The 25,613-nt window shown below is 65.8% G+C and carries 23 protein-coding genes and 1 pseudogene; 15 read left to right on the forward strand and 9 right to left on the reverse strand.

Annotation, left to right across the window (positions count from 1 at the left end):
- The first annotated feature begins 58 nt into the window (after positions 1 to 58).
- The gene (locus tag ACVIJ6_RS23210) at positions 59 to 1,081 is read left to right on the forward strand and encodes an SDR family oxidoreductase (protein WP_456774601.1); all 1,023 of its coding nucleotides are present in this window, start codon (positions 59 to 61) and stop codon (positions 1,079 to 1,081) included.
- A gap of 146 nt (positions 1,082 to 1,227) precedes the next feature.
- Complete coding sequence (locus ACVIJ6_RS23215) at positions 1,228 to 2,019, forward strand: 2-keto-4-pentenoate hydratase (RefSeq protein WP_456774602.1); 792 nt, start codon at positions 1,228 to 1,230, stop codon at positions 2,017 to 2,019.
- Between the two features lie 353 nt (positions 2,020 to 2,372).
- Here ACVIJ6_RS23215 and flgH read toward each other — a convergent pair whose 3' ends face one another.
- From flgH to flgF, 4 genes and pseudogenes are all read right to left on the reverse strand, one after another.
- Entirely contained in the window at positions 2,373 to 3,152 is a 780-nt protein-coding gene (flgH, locus tag ACVIJ6_RS23220; RefSeq protein WP_172241673.1) for a flagellar basal body L-ring protein FlgH, read from the reverse strand.
- A gap of 5 nt (positions 3,153 to 3,157) precedes the next feature.
- Entirely contained in the window at positions 3,158 to 4,225 is a 1,068-nt protein-coding gene (gene flgA, locus ACVIJ6_RS23225) for a flagellar basal body P-ring formation chaperone FlgA (protein ID WP_456774603.1), read from the reverse strand.
- Positions 4,226 to 4,244: 19 nt separating this feature from the next.
- Positions 4,245 to 5,034, reverse strand: a pseudogene (flgG, locus tag ACVIJ6_RS23230) (flagellar basal-body rod protein FlgG).
- A gap of 27 nt (positions 5,035 to 5,061) precedes the next feature.
- Positions 5,062 to 5,826: a flagellar basal-body rod protein FlgF gene (flgF, locus tag ACVIJ6_RS23235; RefSeq protein WP_456774604.1), complete on the reverse strand. Its 765-nt coding sequence runs from the start codon at positions 5,824 to 5,826 to the stop codon at positions 5,062 to 5,064.
- 387 nt (positions 5,827 to 6,213) lie between these two features.
- On the opposite strand from flgF, the gene fliL reads away from it, so the two are divergent.
- The 6 genes from fliL (at position 6,214) to ACVIJ6_RS23265 (ending at position 13,301) form a co-directional block, all read left to right on the forward strand.
- Positions 6,214 to 6,708: a flagellar basal body-associated protein FliL gene (gene fliL / locus ACVIJ6_RS23240; RefSeq protein ID WP_012045430.1), complete on the forward strand. Its 495-nt coding sequence runs from the start codon at positions 6,214 to 6,216 to the stop codon at positions 6,706 to 6,708.
- Positions 6,709 to 6,727: 19 nt separating this feature from the next.
- Complete coding sequence (gene fliM, locus ACVIJ6_RS23245) at positions 6,728 to 7,930, forward strand: flagellar motor switch protein FliM (RefSeq protein ID WP_012045429.1); 1,203 nt, start codon at positions 6,728 to 6,730, stop codon at positions 7,928 to 7,930.
- Positions 7,927 to 8,406 (forward strand): DUF6468 domain-containing protein, encoded by a 480-nt coding sequence (locus ACVIJ6_RS23250; protein WP_012045428.1) that lies wholly within the window; start codon positions 7,927 to 7,929, stop codon positions 8,404 to 8,406. The genes fliM and ACVIJ6_RS23250 overlap by 4 nt, the downstream gene beginning before the upstream one ends.
- Positions 8,403 to 9,170, forward strand: a complete 768-nt coding sequence (locus ACVIJ6_RS23255) for a MotE family protein (RefSeq protein WP_456774605.1) — start codon at positions 8,403 to 8,405, stop codon at positions 9,168 to 9,170. The genes ACVIJ6_RS23250 and ACVIJ6_RS23255 overlap by 4 nt, the downstream gene beginning before the upstream one ends.
- A 103-nt stretch (positions 9,171 to 9,273) precedes the next feature.
- Positions 9,274 to 13,026: a tetratricopeptide repeat protein gene (locus ACVIJ6_RS23260; RefSeq protein ID WP_456777062.1), complete on the forward strand. Its 3,753-nt coding sequence runs from the start codon at positions 9,274 to 9,276 to the stop codon at positions 13,024 to 13,026.
- A gap of 38 nt (positions 13,027 to 13,064) precedes the next feature.
- A complete protein-coding gene (locus ACVIJ6_RS23265) occupies positions 13,065 to 13,301 on the forward strand; it encodes a hypothetical protein (protein ID WP_012045425.1) in 237 nt (78 codons plus the stop codon).
- An 89-nt stretch (positions 13,302 to 13,390) separates the two neighbouring features.
- Here ACVIJ6_RS23265 and ACVIJ6_RS23270 read toward each other — a convergent pair whose 3' ends face one another.
- From ACVIJ6_RS23270 to ACVIJ6_RS23290, 5 genes are all read right to left on the reverse strand, one after another.
- Positions 13,391 to 15,529, reverse strand: coding sequence for a PQQ-dependent dehydrogenase, methanol/ethanol family (locus ACVIJ6_RS23270; protein WP_456774606.1), 2,139 nt, complete (start codon positions 15,527 to 15,529; stop codon positions 13,391 to 13,393).
- Positions 15,530 to 15,981: 452 nt separating this feature from the next.
- Complete coding sequence (locus ACVIJ6_RS23275; protein ID WP_456774607.1) at positions 15,982 to 16,218, reverse strand: alpha/beta fold hydrolase; 237 nt, start codon at positions 16,216 to 16,218, stop codon at positions 15,982 to 15,984.
- Positions 16,219 to 16,857, reverse strand: coding sequence for an alpha/beta fold hydrolase (locus ACVIJ6_RS23280; protein ID WP_456774608.1), 639 nt, complete (start codon positions 16,855 to 16,857; stop codon positions 16,219 to 16,221).
- Positions 16,858 to 16,926: 69 nt separating this feature from the next.
- The gene (fliP, locus tag ACVIJ6_RS23285) at positions 16,927 to 17,631 is read right to left on the reverse strand and encodes a flagellar type III secretion system pore protein FliP (RefSeq protein WP_012045422.1); all 705 of its coding nucleotides are present in this window, start codon (positions 17,629 to 17,631) and stop codon (positions 16,927 to 16,929) included.
- A 44-nt stretch (positions 17,632 to 17,675) separates the two neighbouring features.
- A complete protein-coding gene (locus tag ACVIJ6_RS23290) occupies positions 17,676 to 18,719 on the reverse strand; it encodes a flagellar biosynthetic protein FliO (protein ID WP_456777063.1) in 1,044 nt (347 codons plus the stop codon).
- Positions 18,720 to 19,074: 355 nt separating this feature from the next.
- Between ACVIJ6_RS23290 and flgB the strand changes: the two genes are divergently transcribed.
- The 7 genes from flgB to cckA all read left to right on the forward strand — a co-directional run bounded on the left by flgB (position 19,075) and on the right by cckA (position 25,511).
- Complete coding sequence (flgB, locus tag ACVIJ6_RS23295) at positions 19,075 to 19,482, forward strand: flagellar basal body rod protein FlgB (protein ID WP_456774609.1); 408 nt, start codon at positions 19,075 to 19,077, stop codon at positions 19,480 to 19,482.
- Positions 19,483 to 19,510: 28 nt separating this feature from the next.
- Positions 19,511 to 19,936, forward strand: a complete 426-nt coding sequence (gene flgC / locus ACVIJ6_RS23300) for a flagellar basal body rod protein FlgC (protein ID WP_012045419.1) — start codon at positions 19,511 to 19,513, stop codon at positions 19,934 to 19,936.
- 16 nt (positions 19,937 to 19,952) lie between these two features.
- Positions 19,953 to 20,309 carry a flagellar hook-basal body complex protein FliE gene (gene fliE, locus ACVIJ6_RS23305; protein ID WP_456774610.1) on the forward strand — a complete coding sequence of 119 codons (357 nt, stop codon included), beginning with the start codon at positions 19,953 to 19,955 and terminating at the stop codon, positions 20,307 to 20,309.
- A gap of 150 nt (positions 20,310 to 20,459) precedes the next feature.
- Positions 20,460 to 20,723 (forward strand): flagellar biosynthesis protein FliQ, encoded by a 264-nt coding sequence (gene fliQ, locus ACVIJ6_RS23310; RefSeq protein WP_008965881.1) that lies wholly within the window; start codon positions 20,460 to 20,462, stop codon positions 20,721 to 20,723.
- A 203-nt stretch (positions 20,724 to 20,926) separates the two neighbouring features.
- Positions 20,927 to 21,694, forward strand: a complete 768-nt coding sequence (gene fliR, locus ACVIJ6_RS23315) for a flagellar biosynthetic protein FliR (RefSeq protein WP_012045417.1) — start codon at positions 20,927 to 20,929, stop codon at positions 21,692 to 21,694.
- A gap of 14 nt (positions 21,695 to 21,708) precedes the next feature.
- Complete coding sequence (flhB, locus tag ACVIJ6_RS23320; RefSeq protein ID WP_456774611.1) at positions 21,709 to 22,788, forward strand: flagellar biosynthesis protein FlhB; 1,080 nt, start codon at positions 21,709 to 21,711, stop codon at positions 22,786 to 22,788.
- 155 nt (positions 22,789 to 22,943) lie between these two features.
- Positions 22,944 to 25,511, forward strand: a complete 2,568-nt coding sequence (gene cckA, locus ACVIJ6_RS23325; RefSeq protein ID WP_041750888.1) for a cell cycle histidine kinase CckA — start codon at positions 22,944 to 22,946, stop codon at positions 25,509 to 25,511.
- Positions 25,512 to 25,613 lie beyond the last annotated feature (102 nt).

Here is a 25,613-nt window from a genome sequence, read left to right on the forward strand (position 1 = left end):
GCCATCGCGTTCTGACACAACATGGACCTCGCAGGAGGACAGGTGAGGGGCAGGCGCAATGAGCGAGGTTCTGGTTACCGGCGGCTCGGGCTTCATCGGGACGCATGTGATCCTGCAGCTTCTGGCCGCCGGCCATCGCGTCCGCGCCACCTTGCGCACGCCCGCTCAGCAGAGCGAGGTGCTGGCGATGCTTCAGCGCGGCGGGGCGACGGACACCGGCCCGCTGTCGTTTTACGCGGCCGACCTCACGCGTGATGATGGCTGGGCCGCGGCCGCAACCGGCTGCGACTACGTGCTTCACGTCGCCTCGCCGCTGCTGGCCTATGTGCCGAAGGACGAAAATGAGCTGATCGTGCCGGCGCGCGACGGCACCTTGCGCGTGCTGCGAGCTGCGCGCGAGGCCGGCGTGAAGCGGGCTGTCGTGACCTCGTCTTTCGCCGCGATCGGCTACGGGCACGTGGGGCGTCGCCATCCGTTCGACGAGACCGATTGGAGCAAGCTCGATGGTCCGGGCGTGCAGCCTTATCCGAAGTCGAAGACCTTGGCGGAGCGCGCCGCCTGGCACTTCATTGCGCAGGAAGGCGGCGGTCTGGAACTGGCGACCGTCAATCCGGTGGCCGTGCTCGGTCCGGTGCTGGGGCCGGACGTCTCGACTTCGATCGCCATGGTGCAGGCGCTCCTGGCCGGACGGGTCCCGGCCGTGCCCCGCATCAGCTTCGGCCTGGTCGACGTCCGCGACGTCGCCGATCTGCATCTGCGGGCGATGACGGCACCGGCCGCCAAGGGGGAGCGCTTCCTGGCCATCGCCGGCCCCGCGATGTCGCTGCGTCAGATCGCCGAGGTGCTCCGGGCGCGGATGGGGGCGTCAGGGCGACGGGCGCCGCGCCACGAGCTGCCAGACTGGCTGGTGCGCGCGCTGGCCCTGGCGGTCCCGCAGCTGCGCGCTGTGCTGCCGCTCGTGGGGCGCTATTGTGAGGCCAGCGCAGACAAGGCGAAGCGGCTGCTGGGGTGGAGCCCGCGGTCCAACGAGGAAGCGATCATGGCCACCGCGGAGAGCTTGATCAGGCAGCTGACGCGATGACCTGCGTTGACACGCCGGTTGTGCCGTCGCCGCTTCAGGCTGCAGATGAAGCTGAGACGGGATTGAAAATCCCGTTTATAAACAAACTCTTCACCATAAATCCTGCAACGCCGGTTGGAGCTGTCGGCAAGCGGAGTTGAACGTCCATGGAAGCTGATGCCGCGGCGGTCGCCGCCGCGATGATCGCCCGCGCCAGGGCCGCATTGACACCGCTCGGAGCCTTGCCCCCTGAGCTTCAGCCTGAAGATGAAGCCGCAGGTTACGCCGTGCAGCGCGCTCTGCATGAGCAGGTTGCGATCCGCCAGGGCGCCCGCGTCGGTTACAAGATCGGCTGCACCAGCAAGGTGATGCAGGACTATCTGCAGATCCCGCACCCATGTGCCGGCGGCGTGTTCGCCACCGGCGTGCATGGCAGCGGCGTGAGCCTGCCGGCGGCCGGCTACGTCCGGGTCGGTGTCGAATGCGAGATCGCGACCCGGCTCGCGCGGGACCTGCCGCCAGAGGCGGCGCCGTTCACTGCGGAGCGTGTTGCGGCCGCCGTCGGCGCCTGTCACCCGGCCATCGAGATCGTGGACGATCGCTACGTCACATGGGAAACGCTGGGGGCACCGACCCTGATCGCGGATGATTTCTTCGCCGCCGGCTGCGTGCTCGGCGCCGCGGTTGCACACTCCGCTCTGCCGGATCTGCTCACCGTGAGGGGACGCGCCATGATCAATGATGAACTGGCGGGCGAGGGCACCGGAGCCGATGTGCTGGGCCATCCCTTCCATGCGCTTGCTTGGCTCGCCAACCATCTTGCCGCGACCGGGCAGGGGCTGAAGGCCGGCGAACTGGTGCTGACCGGGAGCCTGGTGAAGACGGTCTGGCTGAAGGCTGGCGACCGGGTGCGCATGGAGCTGGACGGGCTCGGTGTGGTCGAGGCCGCCTTCGTGTGAAGGGGACGTCGCAAGCCGGTGTCCGCTCGGCAGCGCCTTCGATCCGTGATGCGCGCAAACGAACACGGCCTCCGGCAGGGGAGCTACCGGAGGCCGCGTATACATTGCCCGCTGCGCCTAGGTTCGCGTTGGACAATGTGGGAGCTCGTGCTCAGGAGAAGGGCGGCGGCTGCGGGGGATGATCCGTGTCGCGCTCGGCCGTTCCTTGCCTGACCCTCCCGCAGGGGGAGGGATTTTCATGCGGGTCCTTCGTTGTTGTCCCGGCGACCGACCGCAGATCGGATCAGCTCGGCGGTGTCTTCATGCGACCGGGCGTGGTGCATCCGCCCGGTCGTCCGCTCATGATCTCTGCCTCAGAACGGCAGCAGGATATCCATCACCTGCTGGCCGTAGCGCGGCTGCTGCACGTCCGTGATCTGGCCGCGGCCGCCATAGGAGATGCGCGCCTGGGCAATCTTGGTGGAGTCGATCGTGTTGTCGCTCTGGATGTCTTCCGGGCGCACGATGCCGGCCACGATCAGCTCGCGGATCTCGTAATTGACCCGGATCTCCTGCTTGCCTTCGACGACCAGATTGCCGTTCGGCAGCACCTGGGTCACGACCGCGGCGACGCTGGTGGTCAGCGATTCCGAGCGCTGGATGGTGCCCTTGCCGTCGGAGGACGAGGTGCCGTCGGCGGTCAGGATGCGGCCGGGCAGAATGTTCTTGCCGGTGGCGCCGAGCGTCTTCGAGCCGACGAAATCGGTGATCCCCGAGTCTTCTTTGTTGGTGCGGCTGCGCTGCGTCTCGTTGGCGATGTTGGCCTTGTCGGAGATGCTCACCGTGACCGTCAGGAGGTCGCCGACCTGGCGGGCGCGCTGATCCTTGAAGAAGGCGCGCGAGCCGTTGCGCCACAGCGAGTTCGGCGCGTAGGACACCACCTCCGGCTTCGGCATCGGCATCTGCACCGGCTTGTAGCCCGGCTGCGTCGTCGGATTGTCGATCTCGGTCAGCTTCGGCCGCTCGCCGATCTGCGAGATGCGGTCGATCGAGGAGCAGCCGCCGGCGAAGCTCAGCACCGCGAAGGACACGGAAACCAGCGCGACCCGCCGCAAGCCGGAAGAGTTGTGCGCAACAAACTTGAACATGGACATGGAAGTTACTCGGCTTTCGGGGTGGCGGAGGCGGGAAGGCGGCTGGCGACGGCGACGGGCGCCGGCATCACGGCTTCCGACATCTGCGCGGGCTTCGCGACGGCGATGTCGACCGAAACCTGGCCGCGGCCGGTGACGCGGCCGGTCACCGTGCGTTTGGACTGCAGATTGAGCACGCTGACGACGTCGCCATCGGTGCCGGCTTCCAGCGCCTTGCCGCGGGTGGTGAGGTAGATGCCCGCGGTCTGGTAGATCAGGGTGACGGTCTGGTCGCGCTGCACCAGGTCCGGCTTGGCGAGGTCGGTCGTCTTCAGCGCCTGGCCGGCGCGGACCGCCCGGCGCATCTGCATGCCGACCGCGAGCTCCCGCGAGGCCGGCTCGCCGCCGGCGAGCTCGGCGCGGGGCCGCCGCTCGATCTGCAGGTCGGAGGAGCGGATCATCTCGTTGCGATCGACATTGCGGATCAGCACGACCGTCTCGACCGTCTCGACCGCGACGCCGGTGTAGCGCAGCTTGATCGGGGTCGCGCCGTTGCCATTGGCGAGCTCGAAATTGACGTCGAACCGGCCGCTGCGCGGATCGAAGCGCACGCTCGTCGGCGCCAGCGTGCCGCTGGCCGAGGCATCGAATTTCAGGTCCTGCACCGGCTGGTCGAAGCTGACGCTGAGGCTGGCCGCGTCGCCCAGTCCGTTGCGGTGCTCGAGCGCCTGGGCCACGGCGGCGCTGACCTCCTTGGCATCGATCGCACGGGCCAGCCGGCTGACCGCGACTTCCTTGATGTCGCGGACATCGACGCCGATGACCTGGTGATTGCGCAAGGCTGCGATCACCTGGGCCGTCGGCAGCAGGCCGGTGGTGCCGAGATCAGGGGCGCGATAGACGGCGATGCCGGCCGCTGCCCCGGCATTCTCGATCAGATCGCCGACGCGGACGATGTCGCCGGTGACGTTGACGGTGGCGCGCAGGACGGGAGCCTTGATCTGTGTGTCGGCATCGCCGGCGAGCGCAGACATCGCAGTCGAGGCGAGCAGGGCGGCGGCGAGGACGAGCGAGTGGGCGGTTCGGGTCATCATGGCGATCTCCCTTCAGGCCTCAGCGGAACAGCGCGGTGGTGGACTGCATCATCTGGTCGGCGGCGGAGATGACCTTGGCGTTCATCTCGTAGGCGCGCTGGGCGGCGATCAGCTCGCTCATCTCGCTCACGACGTCGACATTGGCCTGTTCGAGGCTGCCCTGGGTGATGCTGCCGAGACCATCCTGGTTGGCGACGCCGTCCTGCGGCGCGCCGGAGGAGGGTGTGTCGGTGAACTGGTTGTTGCCGACCGGCTGCAGGCCCGGCCTTGTTGATGAAGCGCGTCAGCTGGAGCTGGCCGACGATGTTGGAGGTTGTCGACCCCGGCAGCGTCACCGACACCTGGCCCTGCGCATTGACCGTGATGCCCGACGCGTTCTGCGGGATGCTGATCGTCGGCTGCACCGGGTTGCCCTGGGCCGTGACGATGCGGCCCTGATTGTCCATCTGGAACGTGCCGTCGCGGGTGTATTGGAAGGTACCGTCGGGCATCAGGATCTTGAAGAAGCCTTCGCCTGAGATCGCGAGGTCGAGGCTGTTGCCGGTCTGCGACAGCGTGCCTTGCGTCATCGAGCGCGGCGTGCCGACGGTCTTGACGCCGCCGCCGATGTCGATGCCGACGGGCAGGATCGTGCCCTGGTCGGAGGACTGCGCGCCGACGCGGCGCACATGGTCGTAGATCAGGTCCTGGAACGCCGCCGTCTGCTTCTTGAAGCCGGTGGTGCGGAGGTTGGCGATGTTGTTGGAGATCACCTGAACATTGAGTTCCTGTGCCGCCATTCCGGTTGCCGCGGTGTGAAGCGCCTGCATGTCACGTCTCCTTCAAATCTGTCGCGGTCAGGCCGGAACGTCGGCGAGTTTTTCGATCGCATTCTTGCGCATGTCGCTCTGGACCTGCAGCATGTTGGCGACCTGGGTGTAGCTGCGCATCACTTCGACCATCCTGCTCATCTCGCCGACCGCGCTCACGTTCGACTTTTCGATGTAGCCCTGCTGGACGGTGGACCTCGTATCCGGCTGCGGCGTCACGCCGCCGGCGGCGGAATAGAGGTTGTTGCCTTGCTTCTGCGCCTGTTGCGGGTCGGCGAAGCTGACCAGCTTCAGCTTGCCGCGGATCGAATCGGTGCGGTTGACGCCCTCGACCACCGTGACGGTGCCGTCGGGGGAAATGTTGATGTCGTGGTCGGTCGGCTGCAGCACGATCGGGCCGCCGGTGCCGAGCACGAGATCGCCCGCGGCGGTGACGAGCTGGCCGAGATTGTTCATGTGCAGATTGCCGTCGCGGGTGTAGCGCTCGCCGGCGGCGGTCTGCACCGTCAGGAAGCCGTTGCCCGAAATGGCGACGTCGAGCGCGTTGCCGGTGTGCTGCGCCGAGCCCTGCGAAAAGTCGCGATAGGTGCCGCGGTCCTGGACATAGGACACCTTGCGGCTCGCGCCCGGAAAATTGTCCTCGTGAGCCTTGGAGGAGAGATACTCCTCGAAGAGCTGCTGATCGGCCTTGAAGCCGTTGGTGTTGACGTTGGCGACGTTGTTGGCAACGACGTCGAGTTGTCGCTCCAGCACCATCTGCCGCGACAATCCGATGAGAAGCGCATTCTCCACCGGTCGATCTCCCCTTTTAACGAATACCGCTTTCGGTGCCTCTCCCAAGGCCGCCTTCAGCGGGTCTTCCTGAACCGTTCAGCTCTCCCAAGCCGGCGGGTTCGAGAGGAGTACAGCGAATGTCGTGCCAACTCTAAAAATCGAGTGGTTTCAATGATTTGATTTTCTTGCCGCGCCCGAAACACCCGGCAATAACGGCTTATCAACCATAATTGCCCGGCAAGATTTTCCCACCGCCTCAACAAAAGAAAGCTTCCGTTAACCATTGTTACCGTAGCGTTCCCTCAACGAAGCGCAGATGCGCTGGGAGCGTTGGTTTCGCGTCATTGTGCTTTCTGGCGGCATCGGTTCGACTTCCCGTGATTTTCCTTGGGGATCCCGAAGGCCATGGCTGAGAATGAAGGCGGAGCAGGCGAAGGCGAAGAGCAAGCCGGCGCGCCGAAGAGCAAGCTCAAGCTGATCATCATGATCGTCGGTGTCCTGGCGCTGCTCGGCATCGGCGGCGCGGCGTATTTCTTCTTTTTCAGCCACAAGAACGACGAGCATCACGCCGAGGCGGCGCCGGCGCCGAAGCCGCCGGCCTTCGTCGAGGTACCGGATCTGCTGGTCAACCTCGTCGGCAATCCCGGCGACCGCGTCCAATACCTGAAAGTGAAGATCGTGCTCGAGGTGAAGGAGGAGAAGCAGGTCGAGCATATCAAGCCGACGCTGCCGCGCGTCACCGACATCTTCCAGACCTATCTGCGCGAGCTCCGTCCAAGCGATCTCAACGGCTCGGCGGGCCTGTTCCGGCTGAAGGAGGAGCTCACCAAGCGGGTCAACGTCGCGCTGGCGCCCAACCAGGTCAACGCGGTGTTGTTCAAGGAAATCGTGGTCCAGTAAGGCACGGAAGCGCAAGATCATGGCAGGCAACGATCCAGTCGACCAAGATGCGATAGCCGCGCAATGGGAAGCCTCGCTCGATTCGGAGGATCCCGCAGAGGCCGCGGAAGCCGCAGCAGCTAACGAACTCACCGAATCGATGGCCCTGCAATGGGCCGCGATGGTTGAGGACGGCAGCCGCGATTTCGGCGCCACCAAGAATGGCGGCGAGCGGGTGCTGTCGCAGGAGGAGATCGACAATCTCCTCGGCTTCACCGCAGGCGAGGTCAATCTCGACGACCACTCCGGCATTCGCGCGATCATCGATTCGGCGATGGTCTCCTACGAGCGTCTGCCGATGCTCGAAATCGTCTTCGACCGCCTGGTGCGGCTGATGACGACGTCCTTGCGCAACTTCACCTCCGACAACGTCGAGGTCTCGCTCGACCGCATCACCTCGGTGCGCTTCGGCGACTACATGAACTCGATCCCGCTGCCGGCCGTGCTGTCGGTGTTCAAGGCGGAGGAGTGGGAGAATTTCGGGCTCGCGACCGTCGACTCGACCCTGATCTATTCGATCATCGACGTGCTGCTGGGCGGCCGCCGCGGCAATACCCAGCTGCGCGTCGAGGGCCGGCCCTACACCACGATCGAGACCAATCTGGTCAAGCGCCTGATCGAGGTGGTGCTGAGCGACGCCGAGCAGGCGTTCCGCCCGCTCTCGCCGGTGCGCTTCACGATCGACCGGCTGGAGACTAATCCGCGTTTCGCCGCGATCAGCCGGCCCGCCAATGCCGCGATCCTGGTAAAGCTGCGGATCGACATGGAGGATCGCGGCGGCAATATCGAACTCCTGCTGCCCTATGCGACGATCGAGCCGATCCGGCCGGTGCTGTTGCAGATGTTCATGGGCGAGAAATTCGGCCGCGACCCGGTCTGGGAAGGCCATTTCGCCACCGAGATCGCCCAGGCCGAGGTCGCCGTCGACGCGGTGCTCTACGAGGCCGACGTGCCCTTGAAGCAATTGATGCGGCTCAAGGTCGGCGACACCCTGCCGCTCGACATCCGCCCGGATGCGCTGGTCGCGGTCCGTTGCGGCAGCACGATGCTGACGGAGGGACGCATGGGCCGGGTCGGCGACCGCGTCGCTATCCGTGTCACCAAGAATTTGCGCAAGCCCAATACTACACTCGCAATGTTTGAAGGCGCCGAAGGCCAGAACAAATTGATGGAGGCCCAATGAACCACTCGCTCGGATTGATCATCGAAAGCCTGGTGGCGGTCCTTCTGGTGCTGACCATCGGCTATTGCATGCTGCTGAACTCCAGACTCAAGCGGCTGAAGGCCGACGAACATTCGCTCAAGGCGGTCATCGCCGAGCTGATCACCGCGACCGAGATCGCCGAGCGGGCGATCGGCGGCCTCAAGCTTGCGGTACGGGACGTCAACGAAAATCTCGGCAACCAGCTCGCGGCCGCGACGCAGATGTCGGATCAGTTGCGCAAGCAACTCGCCGAGAGCGACGGCGTCGTGCGCCGGCTGTCGCGCATCGCCAGCGCCGCGCGCCCGATCACCGCGCCTGAAGCTGCGTCGGAGCCCGCGCCCGCGCCGGTGCCGGCGATCACTGCCGAGCCTGTCCGCGTCTCCAGCGCCAAGGCGGTCGCCGCCGCGGCTCAGGCATTCTCTGAACGTCGAAGGACCGGTGGCCTCGCTGCATGAATGCGTTTCGTAACATCCGAGTCATTCCCGTCGTCCTGATTGCGGTGGCCTGCCTCGCGGTCCTGAAGGTGGCCGGCCTCGTGATCGATGGCGGCTACGTCTTCGAGTACAATCCGCAGGCGACCAAGCGGTCCTGGGCCCAGGAAAACCTGGGCTATCCGGGCCGCGAGGACAATGACATCGTCACCGGCTCGACCCATGGCGAGCCGAAGAAGAAGGAGGAGGCGCCCAAGCCGGCCGCTCCGGACACCAAGCCCGACGGCGTCGTGATCAAGCCCGAGGAGAACCAGCAGCAGGTATCGCCGGCCGAGAAGGCGATCCTCGAGCGGCTGCAGTCGCGCCGCCAGGAGCTCGAAGCGCGCCAACGCGAGATCGACATTCGCGAGAGCCTGTTGCGCGCCGCCGAGCAGCGCATCCAGTCCAAGACCGACGAGATGAAGGCGATCGAGAGCCGGATTTCCGGAGCGCAGGCCGCCAAGACCGAGGCCGACAATGCCCGCTTCAAGAGCATCGTCACGATGTATGAGGGCATGAAGCCGAAAGACGCCGCCAAGGTGTTCGACCGGCTCGACATGTCGGTGCTGATCGAGATCGCGTCCCAGATCGCCCCGCGCAAGATGTCCGACATTCTCGGCCTGATGACGCCGGAGGCGGCCGAGCGGCTCACGGTGGAGCTGGCGCGCCGGGCGGGCGCCGACAAGCCCGACACCAGCGCCGAGTTGCCGAAGATCGAAGGCAAGATCGTGCCGGTCAGGACCAATTGAACCGCATGTTTAATGCGCCCTTAAACGCCGGCTCCTAGACTTCCGGCGTGGCGGGGCAGGCGTATCCGTCGCGTTACGGATGACGAACTGGAAGCTTGTGACCATGGTGCGCATGACTCCCATCGGATTGCGGTCGCAGGTCCGCGCGCGCATGCGCTCCGGCATTGCGTTGGCGTCGGCCATCATCATCGGAATGCTGCTGTCGACGGTTGCGGCCGGGGCTGCGCCGGTGCCCGGCGAGGCGAGCCTGTCGGCTCAGAACGGCTATGCGCGCCTGGTGCTGAAATTCACCGAGGATGTCGGCGCCGAGGTGACCACTGCCGGATCGATCCTGCTGATCAGGTTCGATCGGCCCGCCAATATCCCGATCGATCGCTGGACGGATGCGGCGCCGGACTACATCTCCTCGGCGCGTGGCGACCCGGACGGCTCGGCGTTGCGGCTGTCGCTGTCGCGCAAGGTGCGCGTCAACACCATGACCGCAGGCGAGCGCGTCTTCATCGATCTGCTGCCGGACAGCTGGACCGGCCCGCCGCCGCCGCTGCCGGCCGAGGTGGTGCGCGAGCTCGCCGAGCGTGCCCGCGCCGCCGAACGTGCGCTGCGGCTGCAGCGCGCAGAGGCGGAATCCAAGAAGCGCCCGCCGATCCGGGTGCGCGCGCTGGTGCAGCCGACCTTCGTGCGCTTCGTGTTCGAGATCCCCGACGGCGTCGGCATCTCCTCGGTGCTTAACGACCAGAAGCTGTCGCTGTTCTTCACCGCGCCGCTGTCGTTCGACCTCGCCGACGCCAAGATCGTGGCGCCGCCGAACGTCGCTGCGATCAATCAGCGCATCGACGGCACCAGGACCGTGGTCGAGATCGGCATGATCGGCGAGGTCGATGTCCACGCCTTCCGCGACGAGAAGAACTACAATATCGACGTGGCCTATGTGCAGCCGGACAAGAAGGTGGCCGCGGTTTCCTCCGATATGCTGCCGGGCGCCAATGCGGCCGCCGCCGCCGAGAAGCCCAATGGTGACAAGCCGAATGGCGAGAAGCCGAAGCAGGCCACCCTGCCGGAGATCGTGCCGCCGACCTCCGAGACGATCGCGAAAGAGATGAAAGCCGAGGCCAAGCCCGCGCCCGCCATGGCCGCGCCAGCGACCGAGGCCGCCGCCGCGCCGGCCATGGCCGAGAAGGCCGAGCCCGCCAGGCCCGAAGCTGCCAAATCAGAGCCGCCGCAGGCCGAAGCCGCCGGGGCCGAGCCGAAGCAGGAGGCTGCCAAGCCCGAGACTACGAAGCCCGAGACTACGAAGTCCGAGACGGCAAAGTCCGAGGCAGCGAAGCCCGACATCGCCAAGGCCGAACCCGTCAAGCCGGTCGAGAAGATGGCCGAGAAGCCCGTGGAGACGACCGCGAACGGCGCCGCCACGCTCGAGGCGCTGCGCGACAGCGATGGCCTGCGGCTCACCTTCGGCTTCGGCCAGGTCACGCCGGCGGCGCTGTTCCGCCGCGGCGACACGGTGTGGATGGTGTTCGATTCGACCAAGCCCGTCGATGTCGAGCCGATCAAGGCCAAGGGCGGCGCCATCGTCGGCGAGGCCAACCGGATGCCGCTCGACAAGGGGCAGGCGATCCGGATCAGGCTCAACCGGCCGCAGATGCATTCGCTGTCGAGCGACGATGGCGGCCGCAGCTGGACGCTGTCCTTTGCCGACAAGGGCCAGAGCAACCAGCAGCCGCTGATGGTGATGCGCAATGTCACCGATCCCGCGCTGGCCAATGTCATGGTGCCGCTCGCCAATCCCGGGGCAGGGTTGCTGCACCGGCTGACCGATCCCGATGCCGGCGACACGCTGCTGGTGGTGACCGCGCCACCGCCGATCCGCGGCTTCATCAAGCGCCAGGATTTCGTCGACCTGTCGCTGCTCGATTCTATTCACGGCATCGCGGTGCGCCCGAATTCGGAGGATGTCGCTGTCGAGATCGCGCCCGACAAGGTGATCCTTGGCCGTCCCGGCGGCCTGACGCTGTCCTCGATCGGCTTCTCGCCGGAGCGCGCGCCGACCGCTGTCCGGCCGATGTTCGACATCGACGAATGGCAGCGCAACCAGAACCAGCCCTTCCTGGCGCGCCAGGACGCGCTGATCAAGGCCGCCGCCGATGCGGAGCCGGAGCGGCGTGCCCAGGCGCGGCTGGCGCTGGCGCGCTTCTACATGGCGCGGGCGATGTATCCGGAGGCGCGCGGCGTCACCAACCTGATGATCTCGGACGGTGATCCGCGCACCGACGAGACCGCGATGCTGATGATCCATGCGGTCGCCAGCATCCTGATGGGGCGGCCCGATCAGGGCCTGAAGGATCTCGCGACGTCCTCGATCGGCAACAATTTCGACTCGCAGATGTGGAAGGGCCTCGCTTATGCGCGGCAGGGCAAGTTTGCCGACGCCCGCGAGAAGCTGAAGAATGTCGAGTTCGCCATCGCCTCGCTGCCGCTCGACCTGCAGCGCATCGTGATCGCGGATGCGATGAAGTCGGCGCTCGAGATCAAGGATTTCGCCGGTGCTGCCAAGCGGCGGGCCGAGCTCGACGTGACCGGCGTGTCGCCCGACATGAAGCCGGACGTGGCCGTGCTGCGCGGCCGGCTGGCCGAGGCCATGGCGCAGGAGAAGGATGCGCTCGACGAGTATCGCGCCGCGATCAATTCCAGCGACCGGATGGCCGCGGCCGAAGCCAAGCTCCTGGAGATCAAGCTGCTGCAGAAGCGCGGTGAGATCAAGCCGGCCGATGCGCTGAAGGAGCTGGAGACGCTGCAGGCGATCTGGCGCGGCGACGTGGTCGAGGTGCAGGCCTTGCAGATGATGTCGCAGCTCTATGAGGAGGCCGGCCGCTATGCCGACTCGCTCGAAGCCGCGCGCATGGCGACCCGCCTGATGCCGAATTCGGACATGGCGCGCCAGGCCCAGGACAATGCATCACGGCTGTTCTCGCAGCTGTTCCTCAGCGGCAAGGCCGATGACCTGCCGCCGGTCGACGCGCTCAGCATCTTCTACGGCTTTCGCGAGCTGACCCCGATCGGCCGGCGCGGCGACGAGATGATCCGCAAGCTGGCCGATCGCCTGGTCGGCATCGATCTGCTCGATCAGGCCGCCGAGCTGCTGCAGTACCAGGTCGATCGCCGTCTCGAAGGCGCGGCGCGGGCCCAGGTGGCGGCGCGCCTCGCCATGGTCTATCTGACCAACCGCAAGCCGGATCGCGCCATCGAGGCGCTGCGCACGACCCGCATTGCCGATCTCTCGGGCGAACTGCGCCAGCAGCGGCTGCTGCTGGAGGCACGCGCCAACAGCGACATCGGCCGTCATGATCTCGCCCTCGACATCATCACCAACGTGATCGGCCGCGAGGCGATCCGGCTGCGCTCCGACATCTACTGGGCGTCGCGGCGCTGGCGCGAGGCCTCCGAGCAGATCGAGCTCTATTACGGCGACCGCTGGCGCGATTTCCGCCCGCTCAATCCGGCCGAGCGCGGCGACATCCTGCGCGCCGTCGTCGGCTATGCGCTGGCTGACGACGCCATCGGCCTGGCTCGCTTCCGCGAGAAATATGCGCCGCTGATGACCGGCGAGGCCGACAAGCTCGCCTTCGACGTCGCCAGCAAGCCGGCGAGCGGATCCAGCGCCGAGTTCGCCCAGATCGCCAAGATGGCGGCGAGCGTCGATACGCTCGACGGCTTCCTGCGCGACATGAAGGCGCGCTTCCCCGACGCGACCGGCAAGTCGTCGCCGGAAGGCGGCAAGGATGCCGCCAAGGTCGAGCCGGAGACCACCGGGAGCCTGCCGCGCATCAAGGGCGTCAAGCAGGCGATCGTCGGCCGTTGAGGTCGACGCATGGTGCGCGGGCGGGAGGACAGGATCAGATGACCAAGCCGACCAAGACCGAAGCCGAGCTCATCGCGATGGCCAAGGAGGAGCTCAAGGCGCGGGTCGATTGTCCCGCCGGCATGGCGATCTCGGTGCTGCGCTGGGGCACCAAATGGGAGTTCCGCGCCAAGGCCGACCCGGGCACGGCGACGCTGCCGGGCTATCCCGAGAGCGTCGCGATGCTGGTGAAGATCGGCGATCAGCTGAGCAAGCAGTACGACGTCGCAGGCTGAGGCGAAGCAGCTGCTCGCAGCCTGGGCCGGGGGCCGCATGACCAGGGCGCGGACGCCCCGGTGCGGTGGACCAGGCCAGGCGCGGAGAGCTACTTCTTCGGCCGGATGGCGTCGGCCGTGGCCTGGATGAAGGCCTGGATCTTCACCACGTCCTCCTCCTTGAGCTTGCTGGTAAAGTCGGGCATGCCGCGCTCGCGGAACGGTCCGTTGAAGACGATGTCCCTCAGTTTGGTGATCTCTTCGGCCGGCACGTAGCCGAGATTGCGGATGTTGCCGCCCTTGTCCACGCCGGGCACGCCGTGGCAGGTGGCGCAGGCGGCGATGTAAAGCGCGGTGCCCTCCGGCACGTCCTTGGGATCATATTTCACGCCCTGCAGCAGTCCCTCGGTCTGGTACTTCACGAACTCCGGCAGCTTGGCCTTGGCGCCGACGGCAAAGGTATAGACCGTGCCCGGAGTCCGCAGTTCGGTGGCGCGCTGCGCCAGCCCGTAGACACCGCCCCAGCCGACGGCGATCGAAACATATTGCACCCCGTCGATCATGTAGGTCGATGGCGCCGCGACGACGCCGGTGCCGGTGGGCGTCTCCCACAGCATTTTGCCGTTCCGCGCATCATAGGCCACGAACCGGCCATCGGCGGTGCCCTGGAAAACCAGGTTGCCAGCCGTCGTCAACGTGCCGCCATTCCAAGGCGAGACGTGCTCGATGCGCCAGACTTCCTTCTGCTGGACCGGATCCCAGGCCAGCAGGCGTCCGAACGCCGGTGCCTTCGGCGGCGTCGCGTTCAGCATGAAGCCGAGATTCCACGCCGTGACCCCGCCGAACTTGCCCGGCGTCGGGGCATTGTTCACGAAGCTCTTCTCCGGTGTGAGGTTGACCGGAATGTTCTGCGCCGGGAGATACACCAGCCCCGTCTGCGGATTGAACGACATCGGGTGCCAGTTGTGGGCCCCGTAGGGGCCGGGAACGGAGTCGTAGGGATCATCGCCGCGCGCTGCGGGCACCTCGATCGGACGGCCATTGGCGTCATAGCTTGTGGCCCAGTTCACATCGACGAAGTTCTTGGCCGAGATGAACTTGCCATTGGTGCGGTCGATCACGAAGAAGAAGCCGTTCTTCGGCGCGTGCAGGATCACCTTGCGCGGGGTGCTGTCGATGGTGATGTCGGCGAGGATCATCGGCTGGGTCGAGGTGTAGTCCCAGTGATCGCCGGGCGTCTCCTGATAGTGCCAGACATATTTGCCGGTGTCGGCATTCAGCGCGACGATCGAGGCGAGGTAGAGATTGTCGCCGCCGGATGGGCTGCGGATCTTGCGATTCCACGGCGCGCCATTGCCGGTGCCGAGATAGACCATGTTGAGGTCGGGATCGTAGGTGATCGTGTCCCACGGCGTGCCGCCGCCGCCATTGATCCAATATTTGGTCGACGGATCCCAGGTCTTGGCGGCCGCCGCCATCGACTCGTCCTCGAACGGCTTCGACGGATCGCCGGGGATGGTGAACCAGCGCCATAGCTGATTGCCGGTCTCGGAGTCGTAGGCGGTGATGTAGCCCCGCGCGCCATATTCCGCGCCGCCCTGGCCGATCACGATCTTGCCGTTGAAGGCGCGCGGCGCGCCGGTGATGGTGTAGGAATGCTCGTGGTCGATCAGCGTGTCCTTCTCCCAGACCTTCTGACCGCTCGCAGCATCAAGCGCGATCAGACGGCCGTCATAGGCGCCGACGAACACTTTGCCCTTGTAGACCGCGACACCGCGATTGACGACGTCGCAGCATCCTTTGTAGCCCAGCTCGCGTTTCACGCCGGGATCGAAGGTCCAGATCTTCTTGCCGGTCCGGGCGTCGATCGCATGGACGACACTCCACGAGGCGGTTTGATACATGATGCCGTCGACGACGACCGGCGTGGCTTCGACGCCGCGCTCGGAGTCGAGATTGTAGCTCCACGCGAGCCCGAGATCCTTGACGTTGTCGGTGTTGATCTTGTCGAGCCTGCTGAAGCGCGTCTCGGCATAATCGAGGCCGATCGTCGGCCAGTCCTTCGATGTCGCGGTATTGGCCTTGATCATGGTGCTGTCGACGGCGGAGATCGCTGCCTTGATGCGATCGACTGACAACTCATCCGCAGTCGCGTGGTCTGCCGGTATCGTGACGGCGACACACAAGGCAGCTGCCGTGCTCCAGGCAGCATGAATCCAGGCCGGACGCGGGCACTTCGTCACTTCCATATCGTTCCTCCGTGGATCTCTCGCGGATCCTGCGATGATCGTAGAGGGCGATCAAAGTCTGCGTCAAGAACGACACGCCCAATGGAAGGCTGAAGTTGCGCGCTGAAACTGTTTGTTGATCGTGTAGTTGCGGAAGACGCACGTCATGTCCGAGTCTCCCTGAATTGTTAGGAAAAATTCCCGATCATGAGGTGTACTAACTCCGCCGTTTTCGTCTCCAATTTCTGGCTTCACGATCGCCTTGCGAGCAGCTAGTGTCTTCGTATCATCTTTCCGAACCACTCACCTTCGTCTCCGGCCTCCCGGTCCGGAGACTTTTTCTTTTGTGAGGGGAATGCCGAGCTCTCACGTTCAGCGATGCGACGCGCTGCTGATTCAATGAAGGCGTGCTGACCGCGGGTGATTGTGACGCAAAAATAGAGGCGCGGCGCGTCGGTCTCGACCGGGGCCGCTCAGCCGTGAGCGCCCAGGATGAAATCGCGGATCACGGCGAATGCGCGCTCCGGCTGATCGGACACGACGCCATGTCCGCAATCGGCGAAGCGTTCGAAGCGCACGAGGTCGGGACGCAGCGCGGCGGCGATGTCGACCTGGCACGCGATCGGCGTCATCGGATCGTCCTCACCGCCCATTACCAGCGTTGGGCAGTTGATGCGATGAAGATCGGGCACGAGGTCGAACGACGTCACCTAGCCGACCGGCCGGGTGAACCATTGCAGTACCGCGGGCCGGCGCAGGGCGCGGGCCATCATGTCGGGATCGTGCCCCTTGCGGGTGTAAAGCGGCAGCGCGAGGCGCTGCCACGCCTCGACCGACGCCTGATCGTTGTGTCCGCCCGTTTCGAGGAAGCGGCGCCGCGCCAGCGCGCCGACCTCCGGTCCGCCCAAACTCTCGAACAGCGCCACGCGCTGTTCGAGGTAGGACTGGCCCTTGGCCTCGGTCGACATCAGGATCAGCTTGGCCGGGTGCTCCGGATGCCGCGTCGCATGGGACATCGCGACGAAGCCGCCGAACAAGACGCCGAGCACGATCGGATCGACGATGCCGACGGTGTCGCAGAACGCTTTGACGTCGTCGCCCCATTGGGCGAGTGTCCAGAGCTTCTGCGGCCCGTCCTCGCTGCGGCCGTTGCCGCGGTGGTCGAGATAGACGAGCTGGGCGATGTCGGCGAGCGCGGAGTAGGCGGGCTTGTAGCTGGTATGGTCGAATCCGGGGCCGCCATGCAGCAGCAGCACGGTCGGCTTCTGCCGCATCGCCGGACCGTCGGGGACGAGCGCTGTCCCCTCGACGTCGAAGTACAGCCTGACGCCATTGACGAGCACGCGCATATAAGCTTCCCGGAGGTGTCGGGATAGGCTAAGCGATCCTGAGCTTCGACGATAGCGGCGCGCCGCGGCCTACCCGCCGTAGCTCTGCACCAGGCTCCCGGCCACCAGCGACCAACCGTCCACCAGCACGAAGAAGATCAGCTTGAACGGCAGTGACACCACCACCGGCGGCAGCATCATCATGCCCATCGACATCAGCACGGAGGCGACCACGAGGTCGATGATCAGGAACGGCAGGAATAACAGGAAGCCGATCTCGAAGGCGCGTTTGAGCTCCGAGATCATGAAGGCCGGCACCAGGATGCGCAGCGACAGTTCGTCGGGCGTCGCCGGCGGCGCTTCGCCCGAGAGGTCCATGAACAGCTTGAGATCCTTCTCGCGCACGTTCTTCTGCATGAAGCCGCGCAGCGGCACCGAGGCGCGCTGCAGCGCGTCCTCGACGCCGATCTGGTTCTCGATCAGCGGCCGGACGCCGTCGTCATAGGATTTCTGCAGCACTGGCCCCATGACGAAGGCGGTCAGGAACATCGCGAGCGCGATGATCACCGCGTTCGGCGGCGCCGTCGCGGTTCCCATCGCGGTGCGCAGCAGCGACAGCACCACGACGATGCGCGTGAACGACGTCATCATGATCAGGATCGACGGTGCGATCGACAGCACCGTGAGCAGCGCGATCAGCTGGACCGCGCGCTCGGTCACGCCGCCATTGCCTGGCCCAAGATTGATGCTGATGTCCTGCGCAGCCGCGCTCCCCGCCAGTGCGCCGGCGGCCATCAGGACAGCAATGAAAAGAACTCTACGCGGGGCGAAGCCGCCTCTCACTGAGACGACTTCGGACGGCCGAGCAGCGAGGCCATCTCGTCTTCCAGATTTTCAAAGCTCGTCTTGGCCGGCGGTGTCGGCGCCGGCTCGTTACGGACCGCCTGGCGCAGCGGCGTGCCTTCGGCTGGCGCGGCCGGTGCATCGGCGGAGGGACGCCGCAAAGCGGCCTCGAGACGTTGTGCCATCTCCGCGAGGTTGGCTTCGGCGCTCTGCTGCGACGGTGGCGGCGCTGGCGGAGGCGCGGCGGGCATCTGGGCGACCGGGGCGGGAGCCGGGGCCGGCGGGGCTGCGGGCGGCTCGGGCCGCATCGGACGCCGAAGGGGCGGCAGCTTCGCCGGTGCCTCCGGCTGACGTGCTGCTTCGCTCTGCTGCGGCGCCTCGGCCGGCCGCAGTGGACGCGGGATCAACGGCTCACGCGGCGCCTCGCTGCGCGGCAGACGCTCGGGACGCGGCTCACCGCGTGTCTCCTCCGAACGAGGCTCCGGGCGTGGCTCCGCCCGCGGCTCGCCGCGACGGGCGAGTGGCGGCGGCTCCGGCGCAAACGCCGCCGGCTCGCGCCGTTCGGCCGCGGCCGGGGCGGTGCGGCGGACCTCGTCGATGAAGGATGGCCGGGCCGGGCGCGGCGGCAGCTCCGGCATTTGCGGCTCGGGCAACTCGACCGGCTCGCTCTTCGGCTCAGCATCGGGCCAGGGAGCGGGCTCCGGCAGCGGAGCGATCCGCGCGGCCTGCGGCTCGGCACTGAGGCCAGGGCGCTGCGGCAGCTGCTCCCGCGCCGGCATCGCGCGCACGATGTTCGATTCGACCACGATGTCGGTCGGCCCGCCGATCATCAGAAGATGCTCTATGTTATCACGGCGCACCAGCACCAGGCGGCGGCGGCCATCCACAGCGGCGGCATCGATCACGGCGAGACGGGGCATCCGGCCGCGATTCGGGTTGGTTCCCAGGCGATTCCCGGCGAATCGACGAACCAGCCAAGCGGCCAGGCCGATCAGCGCCAGCACGGCTACGAATGCAAAAAAGAACGTCAGCGCCTGCATCTCTGTCCCCGGCAAATACCGCGTCCTTTCGAAGTCTCTCGTCTGTCCAACGCATCGCCGGCAGCGAACGGAGCTTCAGAACCGGAACCACCTGTTAACGCATGACGGCAGGAACTGCCGCCCGACATCTTAATAGCCCATGAATCGGCGGGGCCAAAACGACTTCTTGGCCGGGGCTGCCGTCCCGATTTGATGCATAGCTCGGCGGCGAGCCCTGCAGATTCCTAAGAAAGCGTCAAAAACCCGGGATTCTCCTGGGGTGCAGCGCACCGCTTTTTAACCGTTCGTTAACCATATGCACGGCAATTTCTACCTACCGAATCCGTCCGATAGTCGGACAGAACTGAGCAGCGCCATGTCCATCAACGATCTGCCCGTGCTGTCGGCGTTGCGTACAAAGATGCAGTGGCACCAGGAGCGCCAGCGCGTGCTGGCCGAGAACGTCTCGAATTCCGATACGCCGAACTTCAAGCCGAAGGATCTGGTTGAACCGAAATTCGATGCAACCGGGCAGGCCGTCGGCGGCTTTGCGCCGCTCTCGCTGGCGCGCACCAGCGCCGCGCATATCGCGCCGGCGTCGGGCGAGAGCGCGAGCTTCGACCAGAACCGCAAGGTCGGATTCCTGACGCGGCCGGCCGGCAATGCGGTCAGCCTCGAAGAGGAGATGCTGAAGGTCTCCGCCAACCAGATGGACTATGCCGCCGCGACCTCGCTCTACGGCAAGAGCCTGCGTCTGCTGAAGACGGCGATCGGCAAGGCCTGAGCCAGATTGAGGATGGAGACCGACTCGCATGGCCAATGACACCAGCGACTTTGTACGCTCGATGAGCATCGCAACCTCCGGCCTGCGCGCGCAGGCGGGAAGGATGCGCGTGATTTCCGAAAACATCGCCAATGCCGATTCGACAGCCGCCAAAGCCGGCGGCGACCCGTATCGCCGCAAGGTCCCGACATTCTCTTCGGCGCTCGACCGGGCGCTGGATGCCAAGGTGGTGACCCTTGGCAAGGTCGTCCCTGATCAGTCTTCGTTCCGCGTCAAATACGATCCGAGTAACCCGGCCGCGGATGCGTCCGGTAATGTCAAGTACCCGAACGTCAATCCGCTCGTTGAAATGACCGACATGCGCGATGCACAGCGGTCCTATGAGGCGAATTTGAACATCATCGGCGCCACGCGCCGGATGATCCAACGCACGCTCGACATTCTCAAGACCTAGGATAGGAACGAACGTCATGGCCTCCCCAATTTCCGCAGCGAACGCCTATGCAAATTCCGCCCGCGTGCTGGATACCGGCGGTTCGAGCAATGCTTTCGGCAGCCTTGCGCGCGTGCGCGATGTGCTGGGCAATGGCAATGGCGCCGACAAGGGCGGTCCGTCGTTCAGCGCGGTGCTGAAGGATGCGATCGGCGGCGTCATGGAAACCGGCCGCAAGTCCGACAGCCAGGCCGTCGCGATGGCGGCGGGCAAGGCGAATGTGATGGATGTCGTCACGGCGGTCGCCGAGACCGACGTTGCGGTGTCGACGCTGGTCTCGGTGCGCGACCGCGTGATCCAGGCCTATGAAGACGTGATGAAGATGACGATCTGAGCTCGCTCGGATCGTGCAGGCCGATGACGCGCGAGGGGGCGCGTCACGCGTTCTATCAGTTGACATGACACGGAGGGGCCGGATGTGCCGGAGCCCCACGCAACCCGAGGGCGCTCAAGCGCCCGCTGACGATGAAGGGGCGGTTGGGACATGACCGGGGCTGAAACGCTCGACGTGGCGCGCGATGCGATCTGGACCATCGTGCTGGTGTCGTCGCCGCTGATGGTGGTCGGACTCGTCGTGGGCGTGGTCGTATCGCTGTTCCAGGCGCTGACGCAGATCCAGGAGCAGACGCTGGTGTTCGTGCCGAAGATCATTGCGATCTTCGTGACGCTGCTGCTGGCCCTGCCGTTCATGGCCGATGCGCTGCATTCGCACATGATGCGGATCTCGTCGCGAATCATCGGCGGATGAGGCAATGTGCGGCGCGGCAGAGCTGTCCTTTGCAAGGGCGCTGCGACCGGTCGTGAAGCGCGGCGCGGGGGGCGCTGCTGCTTTCGATCGGGCGCGAGCGGCCGTTGTGCTCGGCGCCTCTTTGGTCGCCTCGTCGCAGGCGATTTCTTCGCAGACCGGCGAGCCGCAGCAGCCTGCGGCGGTCCGGGCCGGGGCGGCCGACGATGCGTATCGACATCTCGTTTCTTCCGACCCTGGCGGCCGTGTTCATGCTCGCCTTTGCGCGCATCGGCGCGATGGTGATGCTGCTGCCGGGGCTGGGCGAGGTCAACATCCCGGTCCGCATCAAGCTGGCGACCGCGCTGCTGCTCACGATGATCGTGCTGCCGCTGCACCGCCAAGCCTATCAGGTCGACCTGCAGGCCCTCTCACCGCTGCTGGTGATGATGGTGCACGAGATCGTGATCGGTATCGTGCTCGGCGCGACCGCTCGCGTGACGCTATCGGCGCTGCAGGTCGCCGGCTCCGTCATCGCGCAGCAGATGGGGCTGGGCTTCGTCACCGCGGTCGATCCGACGCAGGGGCAGCAGGGCGTGCTGATCGGCAACTTCCTCACCATGCTGGGCGTGACGCTGCTGTTCTCGACCGACAGCCATCATCTGGTGATCGCGGCGCTCAGCGACAGCTACAAGATCTTCGCGCCGGGGGAGGTCATCCCGAGCGGCGACGTCGCCTCACTGGCGACCCGGGCGTTCGCCGCCGCCTTCAAGATCGGGCTGCAGCTGTCGGCCCCGTTCCTGGTGTTCGGCCTCGTCTTCAATATCGGGCTCGGCGTACTGGCGCGGCTGATGCCGCAGATGCAGGTCTATTTCGTCGGCGCGCCACTCTCGATTCTGATCGGATTCCTCATCTTCGGGCTGGTTCTGGCCGCGATGATGGGCACGTTTCTCGGCTATTTCGAAGGCGTCATTCACGAGATGATGCCGCGGTGAGGAGTGCCTGACCGATGGCCGATGAGGACGATTCCGAGGACAAAACAGAAGACCCGACGCAAAAACGCCTCGACCAGGCGCTCGAGCGCGGCGATGTCGTCAAGAGCCAGGAGCTGAACACCTGGTTCGTGATCGCCGCCGCGACCTTGGTGATGTCGACCTTCTCCGGCTCGATCGGCACCGCGGTGCTGGTGCCGATGCGAAACCTCATCGCCAATTCATGGATGATCCATACCGACGGCGCGGGCCTGCTGGCGCTGGCGCGCAGCCTGTCCTTTGCGGTGATCGCGGCCATCGGCGTGCCGATCCTGATGGTGATGCTGGCGGCGATCGCGGGCAACATGATGCAGCATCGCCTGGTCTGGTCCGGCGAGCCGCTGAAGCCGTCCTTCAGCAAGATCTCGCCGCTGGCCGGGGCCAAGCGGCTGTTCGGCAAGCAGGCCGCGGCCAATTTCGCCAAAGGCATCTTCAAGCTTGTCCTGCTCGGCACGGTCATGGTCATGATCCTGTGGCCGGAGCGGCTGCGCCTCGAATCGCTGCTGCATATGGACGTCAGCGAATTGCTCGGCGTCACCATCTCGCTGACCAAGCATCTGATGGGCTCGGTGGTCGCGCTGCTCGCGCTGGTCGCGATCGGCGACTACCTGTTCCAGTACCGGCAATGGTACGAGCGCCAGAAGATGTCGGTGCAGGAGATGAAGGAGGAGTTCAAGCAGTCGGAAGGCGATCCGCACGTCAAGGGGCGCATCCGCCAGATTCGCCAGCAGCGCATGAAGAAGCGCATGATGGCCGCGGTTCCCAAGGCCTCCGTCATTATCACCAACCCGACCCACTATTCGGTCGCGCTGGCCTATGAGCGCGGCATGTCGGCGCCGGTCTGCGTCGCCAAGGGCGTCGACAACATCGCCTTCAAGATCCGGGAGATCGCCAAGGCGCACGACATCCCGATCGTCGAGAATGTTCCGCTGGCGCGCGCGCTGTATGCCACCGTCGAGATCGATGCCGAGATCCCGGTGGAACATTATCACGCGGTCGCGGAGATCATCAGTTATGTGATGGGACTGCGGCGCACGCTCTCGGGGCATCCGCGATGACCGTCGATTCGGTTCGAGATCCAGCCGCAAAATACGGATAAATCATGGAATATCGGCTTGACGGGCTTGCGCTTGACCCGTCGATTCAGGCAGGTGGAAGCGGGGGCCGCCCGGATCGACCGAGGCTCCCAGCCGACAGGTCGCGTCCTTTTGCCATGAGCGCCGAACCAGACAACGATGCGTTACAGGACCAGGTGAACCTGCCGGAGCGGCCGCGCCGCAGCGGCAGCATTCTCTTGATCCTGCTTGTCGCGTTCGGCCTGGTCGCCGTGGCGATCGCGCTGATGACGATCGGCCGCGCCCAGGCGCAGCCCTATATCCTCGGTCTGCTGTCGCTGCTGGCCACCGTCGGCCTGTTCAATCTGTTCGCCTTCGCCGCGGGCATCGTCCGCTTCGCCGACAAGACGACCGACGATCCGGTGATGGGCGCGATCGCCGACCACGCCTTTGACGGGCTGGCGGTCACCGATCCGCGCGGCCATGTGGTCTATGCCAATGCCGCCTATCTCGCGATGACCGGGGCGGCGAGCGCGCAGGAGGCGCGTCCGGTCGAGCGCGTGTTCATCGGCAATCCCGACGTCTCCGAGGCCGTGTTCCGCCTGCTCAAGGCCGCGCGCGAGGGCAAGCGGCAGCAGGAAGAGGTGCGCATCACCGCCGCCGAGGGCGGCCAGGCCCGCTGGCTGCGGATGCGCGTCCGGCCGCTGGGCCAGACCAAGCGCTATGCGCGATATGCGGTGTGGTCGATCGCCGACATCACCCGGGATCGCGAGCGCCAGGAGGACGTCTTTCAGGAGCTGCAGCATGCGATCGAATATCTCGACCATGCGCCCTGCGGCTTCTTCTCCGTCAGTCCGGAGGGCAGCCTCGTCTATGTCAACGCGACCCTCGCCAACTGGCTCGATTATGACCTTGCCGAGATCGCGTCGGGGGGCCTGAAGCTGTCGGACGTGGTCTCCGGTGACGGCGCGTCATTGCTGACATCGATCGTGGCGGTGCCGGGCGAGGTTCGGACCGAGGTATTCGACATCGACCTGAAGATGCGCAGCGGCAAGACCATGCCGGCGCGGCTCTATCACAAGCTCGCCTTCGGCGCCGACGGCAAGCCGGGCGCCTCGCGCACCCTGGTCATCAGCCGCGCCCGCGACGAGCGTTCCGATCCGGAGCGCGCCGCCGAGGTGCGCTTCATGCGCTTCTTCGACCACACGCCGATGGCCATCGCGACCGTCGATCGCGGCGGCGCGGTCGTCAGGGCCAATGCGCGCTACGCCAAGCTGGCGCAGAGCGTGAGCGGCGATGCGGCGGCGGCGAAGTCGATCTTCCGCACCGTCAGCCAGCGCGACCGGCACCTGTTGATCGCCGCGATAAACCAGGCGGCGGAAGGGCAGGCCGATATTCCGCCGGTCGAGGTGATGCTCGACGGCGCCAAGGAGCGGTTCGGCCAGTTCTTCGTCACCGCCGTCGAGGAGGACGAGCGCGAGACCGAAGCCGCGATCGTCTACATGCTCGAGACCACCGAGCGCCGCGCGCTGGAGAACCAGATCAACCAGTCGCAGAAGATGGAGATGGTCGGCCAGCTCGCCGGCGGCATCGCCCACGACTTCAACAACGTGCTCTCGGCCATCATGATGGCCAACGACTTCCTGCTGAACGCGCATAAGCCGACCGACCCGTCGTTCCAGGACATTATGCAGATCAAGCAGAATGCGACCCGTGCCGCCACCCTGGTGCGGCAGCTGCTCGCTTTCTCCCGCCGCCAGACCTTGCGGCCGCAGGTGCTGGATCTCGGCGACGCGCTGTCCGATCTGACGATGCTGTTGCGCCGGCTGATCGGCGAGAAGGTCAAGCTCGACCTGGTGCATGGCCGCGATCTGTGGCCGGTCAAGGTCGACGTCTCGCAGTTCGAGCAGGTGGTCGTGAACCTCGCGGTCAATGCCCGCGACGCCATGCCGGACGGCGGCAAGCTCTCGGTTCGCACCGCCAATGTGTCGGCGGACGAGGCGGCGCAGGGCGCCTACAAAGGCATGCCGGTCGCCGACTATGTCCGCATCGAGATCAGCGATACCGGCACCGGCATTCCGGCCGAGATCCGCGAGAAGATCTTCGAACCGTTCTTCTCGACCAAGGAGGTCGGCAAGGGAACCGGTCTCGGCCTGTCGACTGTCTACGGCATCATCAAGCAGACCGGCGGCTTCATCTATGTCGACAGCGAGGTCGGCAAAGGCACCACGTTCCAGATCTTCCTGCCGCGCCATCACGTGGTGGCGGAGGTCCCGGCCGAGCCGCAGGCCAGCAATGGCGCCGCCAAGGAAGCGCCCGCCGCCGAGGCGCCGAAGCCACGGACCGATCTGACCGGGCAGGGCACGATCCTGCTGGTCGAGGACGAGGAGGGCCTGAGGGCGCTGAATGCGCGCGGCCTGCGCTCGCGTGGCTACAGCGTCATCGAGGCCTCCAACGGCATCGAGGCGATGGAGGCGCTGGAGGAATGCAACGGCGCGCTCGATCTCGTGGTGTCCGACGTCGTGATGCCGGAGATGGATGGGCCGACGCTGCTGAAGGTGATGCGCGAGAAGAATCCCGACATCAAGATCATCTTCGTCTCGGGCTATGCCGAGGACGCGTTCGAGAAGAGCCTGCCGGAGAACCAGCAATTCGCGTTCCTGCCGAAGCCCTTCACGCTCAGCCAACTGGTCGCGGCCGTGAAGGAAACGATGGCACCGCAATAGGTTAGGGGAAGGGCCGGACAAGGCGGTCGAGGGCATTCAAGCCGCGACCCAGCGCCGCAGCCGCGCGGCCTCGTGCCGCCTTTCTTTTTGGCCCGCAGTGCC

This window comes from Bradyrhizobium sp. USDA 4369, from assembly GCF_054056435.1.

What these genes read in the sequence shown, in the direction of transcription:
- ACVIJ6_RS23250 (WP_012045428.1), top strand. Translation starts at nt 7,927, where the DNA reads ATGAACCACTCGCTCGGATTGATCATCGAAAGCCTGGTGGCGGTCCTT.
- flhB (WP_456774611.1), top strand. Translation starts at nt 21,709, where the DNA reads ATGGCCGATGAGGACGATTCCGAGGACAAAACAGAAGACCCGACGCAA.
- fliP (WP_012045422.1), bottom strand. Translation starts at nt 17,631, where the DNA reads ATGGCCGCCGGCGCACTGGCGGGGAGCGCGGCTGCGCAGGACATCAGC.
- ACVIJ6_RS23210 (WP_456774601.1), top strand. Translation starts at nt 59, where the DNA reads ATGAGCGAGGTTCTGGTTACCGGCGGCTCGGGCTTCATCGGGACGCAT.
- ACVIJ6_RS23270 (WP_456774606.1), bottom strand. Translation starts at nt 15,529, where the DNA reads ATGGAAGTGACGAAGTGCCCGCGTCCGGCCTGGATTCATGCTGCCTGG.
- ACVIJ6_RS23215 (WP_456774602.1), top strand. Translation starts at nt 1,228, where the DNA reads ATGGAAGCTGATGCCGCGGCGGTCGCCGCCGCGATGATCGCCCGCGCC.
- ACVIJ6_RS23255 (WP_456774605.1), top strand. Translation starts at nt 8,403, where the DNA reads ATGAATGCGTTTCGTAACATCCGAGTCATTCCCGTCGTCCTGATTGCG.
- flgC (WP_012045419.1), top strand. Translation starts at nt 19,511, where the DNA reads ATGGCCAATGACACCAGCGACTTTGTACGCTCGATGAGCATCGCAACC.
- flgB (WP_456774609.1), top strand. Translation starts at nt 19,075, where the DNA reads ATGTCCATCAACGATCTGCCCGTGCTGTCGGCGTTGCGTACAAAGATG.
- fliE (WP_456774610.1), top strand. Translation starts at nt 19,953, where the DNA reads ATGGCCTCCCCAATTTCCGCAGCGAACGCCTATGCAAATTCCGCCCGC.
- flgH (WP_172241673.1), bottom strand. Translation starts at nt 3,152, where the DNA reads ATGTCCATGTTCAAGTTTGTTGCGCACAACTCTTCCGGCTTGCGGCGG.
- ACVIJ6_RS23265 (WP_012045425.1), top strand. Translation starts at nt 13,065, where the DNA reads ATGACCAAGCCGACCAAGACCGAAGCCGAGCTCATCGCGATGGCCAAG.
- ACVIJ6_RS23260 (WP_456777062.1), top strand. Translation starts at nt 9,274, where the DNA reads ATGGTGCGCATGACTCCCATCGGATTGCGGTCGCAGGTCCGCGCGCGC.
- fliQ (WP_008965881.1), top strand. Translation starts at nt 20,460, where the DNA reads ATGACCGGGGCTGAAACGCTCGACGTGGCGCGCGATGCGATCTGGACC.
- flgA (WP_456774603.1), bottom strand. Translation starts at nt 4,225, where the DNA reads ATGATGACCCGAACCGCCCACTCGCTCGTCCTCGCCGCCGCCCTGCTC.
- cckA (WP_041750888.1), top strand. Translation starts at nt 22,944, where the DNA reads ATGAGCGCCGAACCAGACAACGATGCGTTACAGGACCAGGTGAACCTG.
- ACVIJ6_RS23290 (WP_456777063.1), bottom strand. Translation starts at nt 18,719, where the DNA reads ATGCAGGCGCTGACGTTCTTTTTTGCATTCGTAGCCGTGCTGGCGCTG.
- fliL (WP_012045430.1), top strand. Translation starts at nt 6,214, where the DNA reads ATGGCTGAGAATGAAGGCGGAGCAGGCGAAGGCGAAGAGCAAGCCGGC.
- fliR (WP_012045417.1), top strand. Translation starts at nt 20,927, where the DNA reads ATGCGTATCGACATCTCGTTTCTTCCGACCCTGGCGGCCGTGTTCATG.
- ACVIJ6_RS23280 (WP_456774608.1), bottom strand. Translation starts at nt 16,857, where the DNA reads ATGCGCGTGCTCGTCAATGGCGTCAGGCTGTACTTCGACGTCGAGGGG.
- fliM (WP_012045429.1), top strand. Translation starts at nt 6,728, where the DNA reads ATGGCAGGCAACGATCCAGTCGACCAAGATGCGATAGCCGCGCAATGG.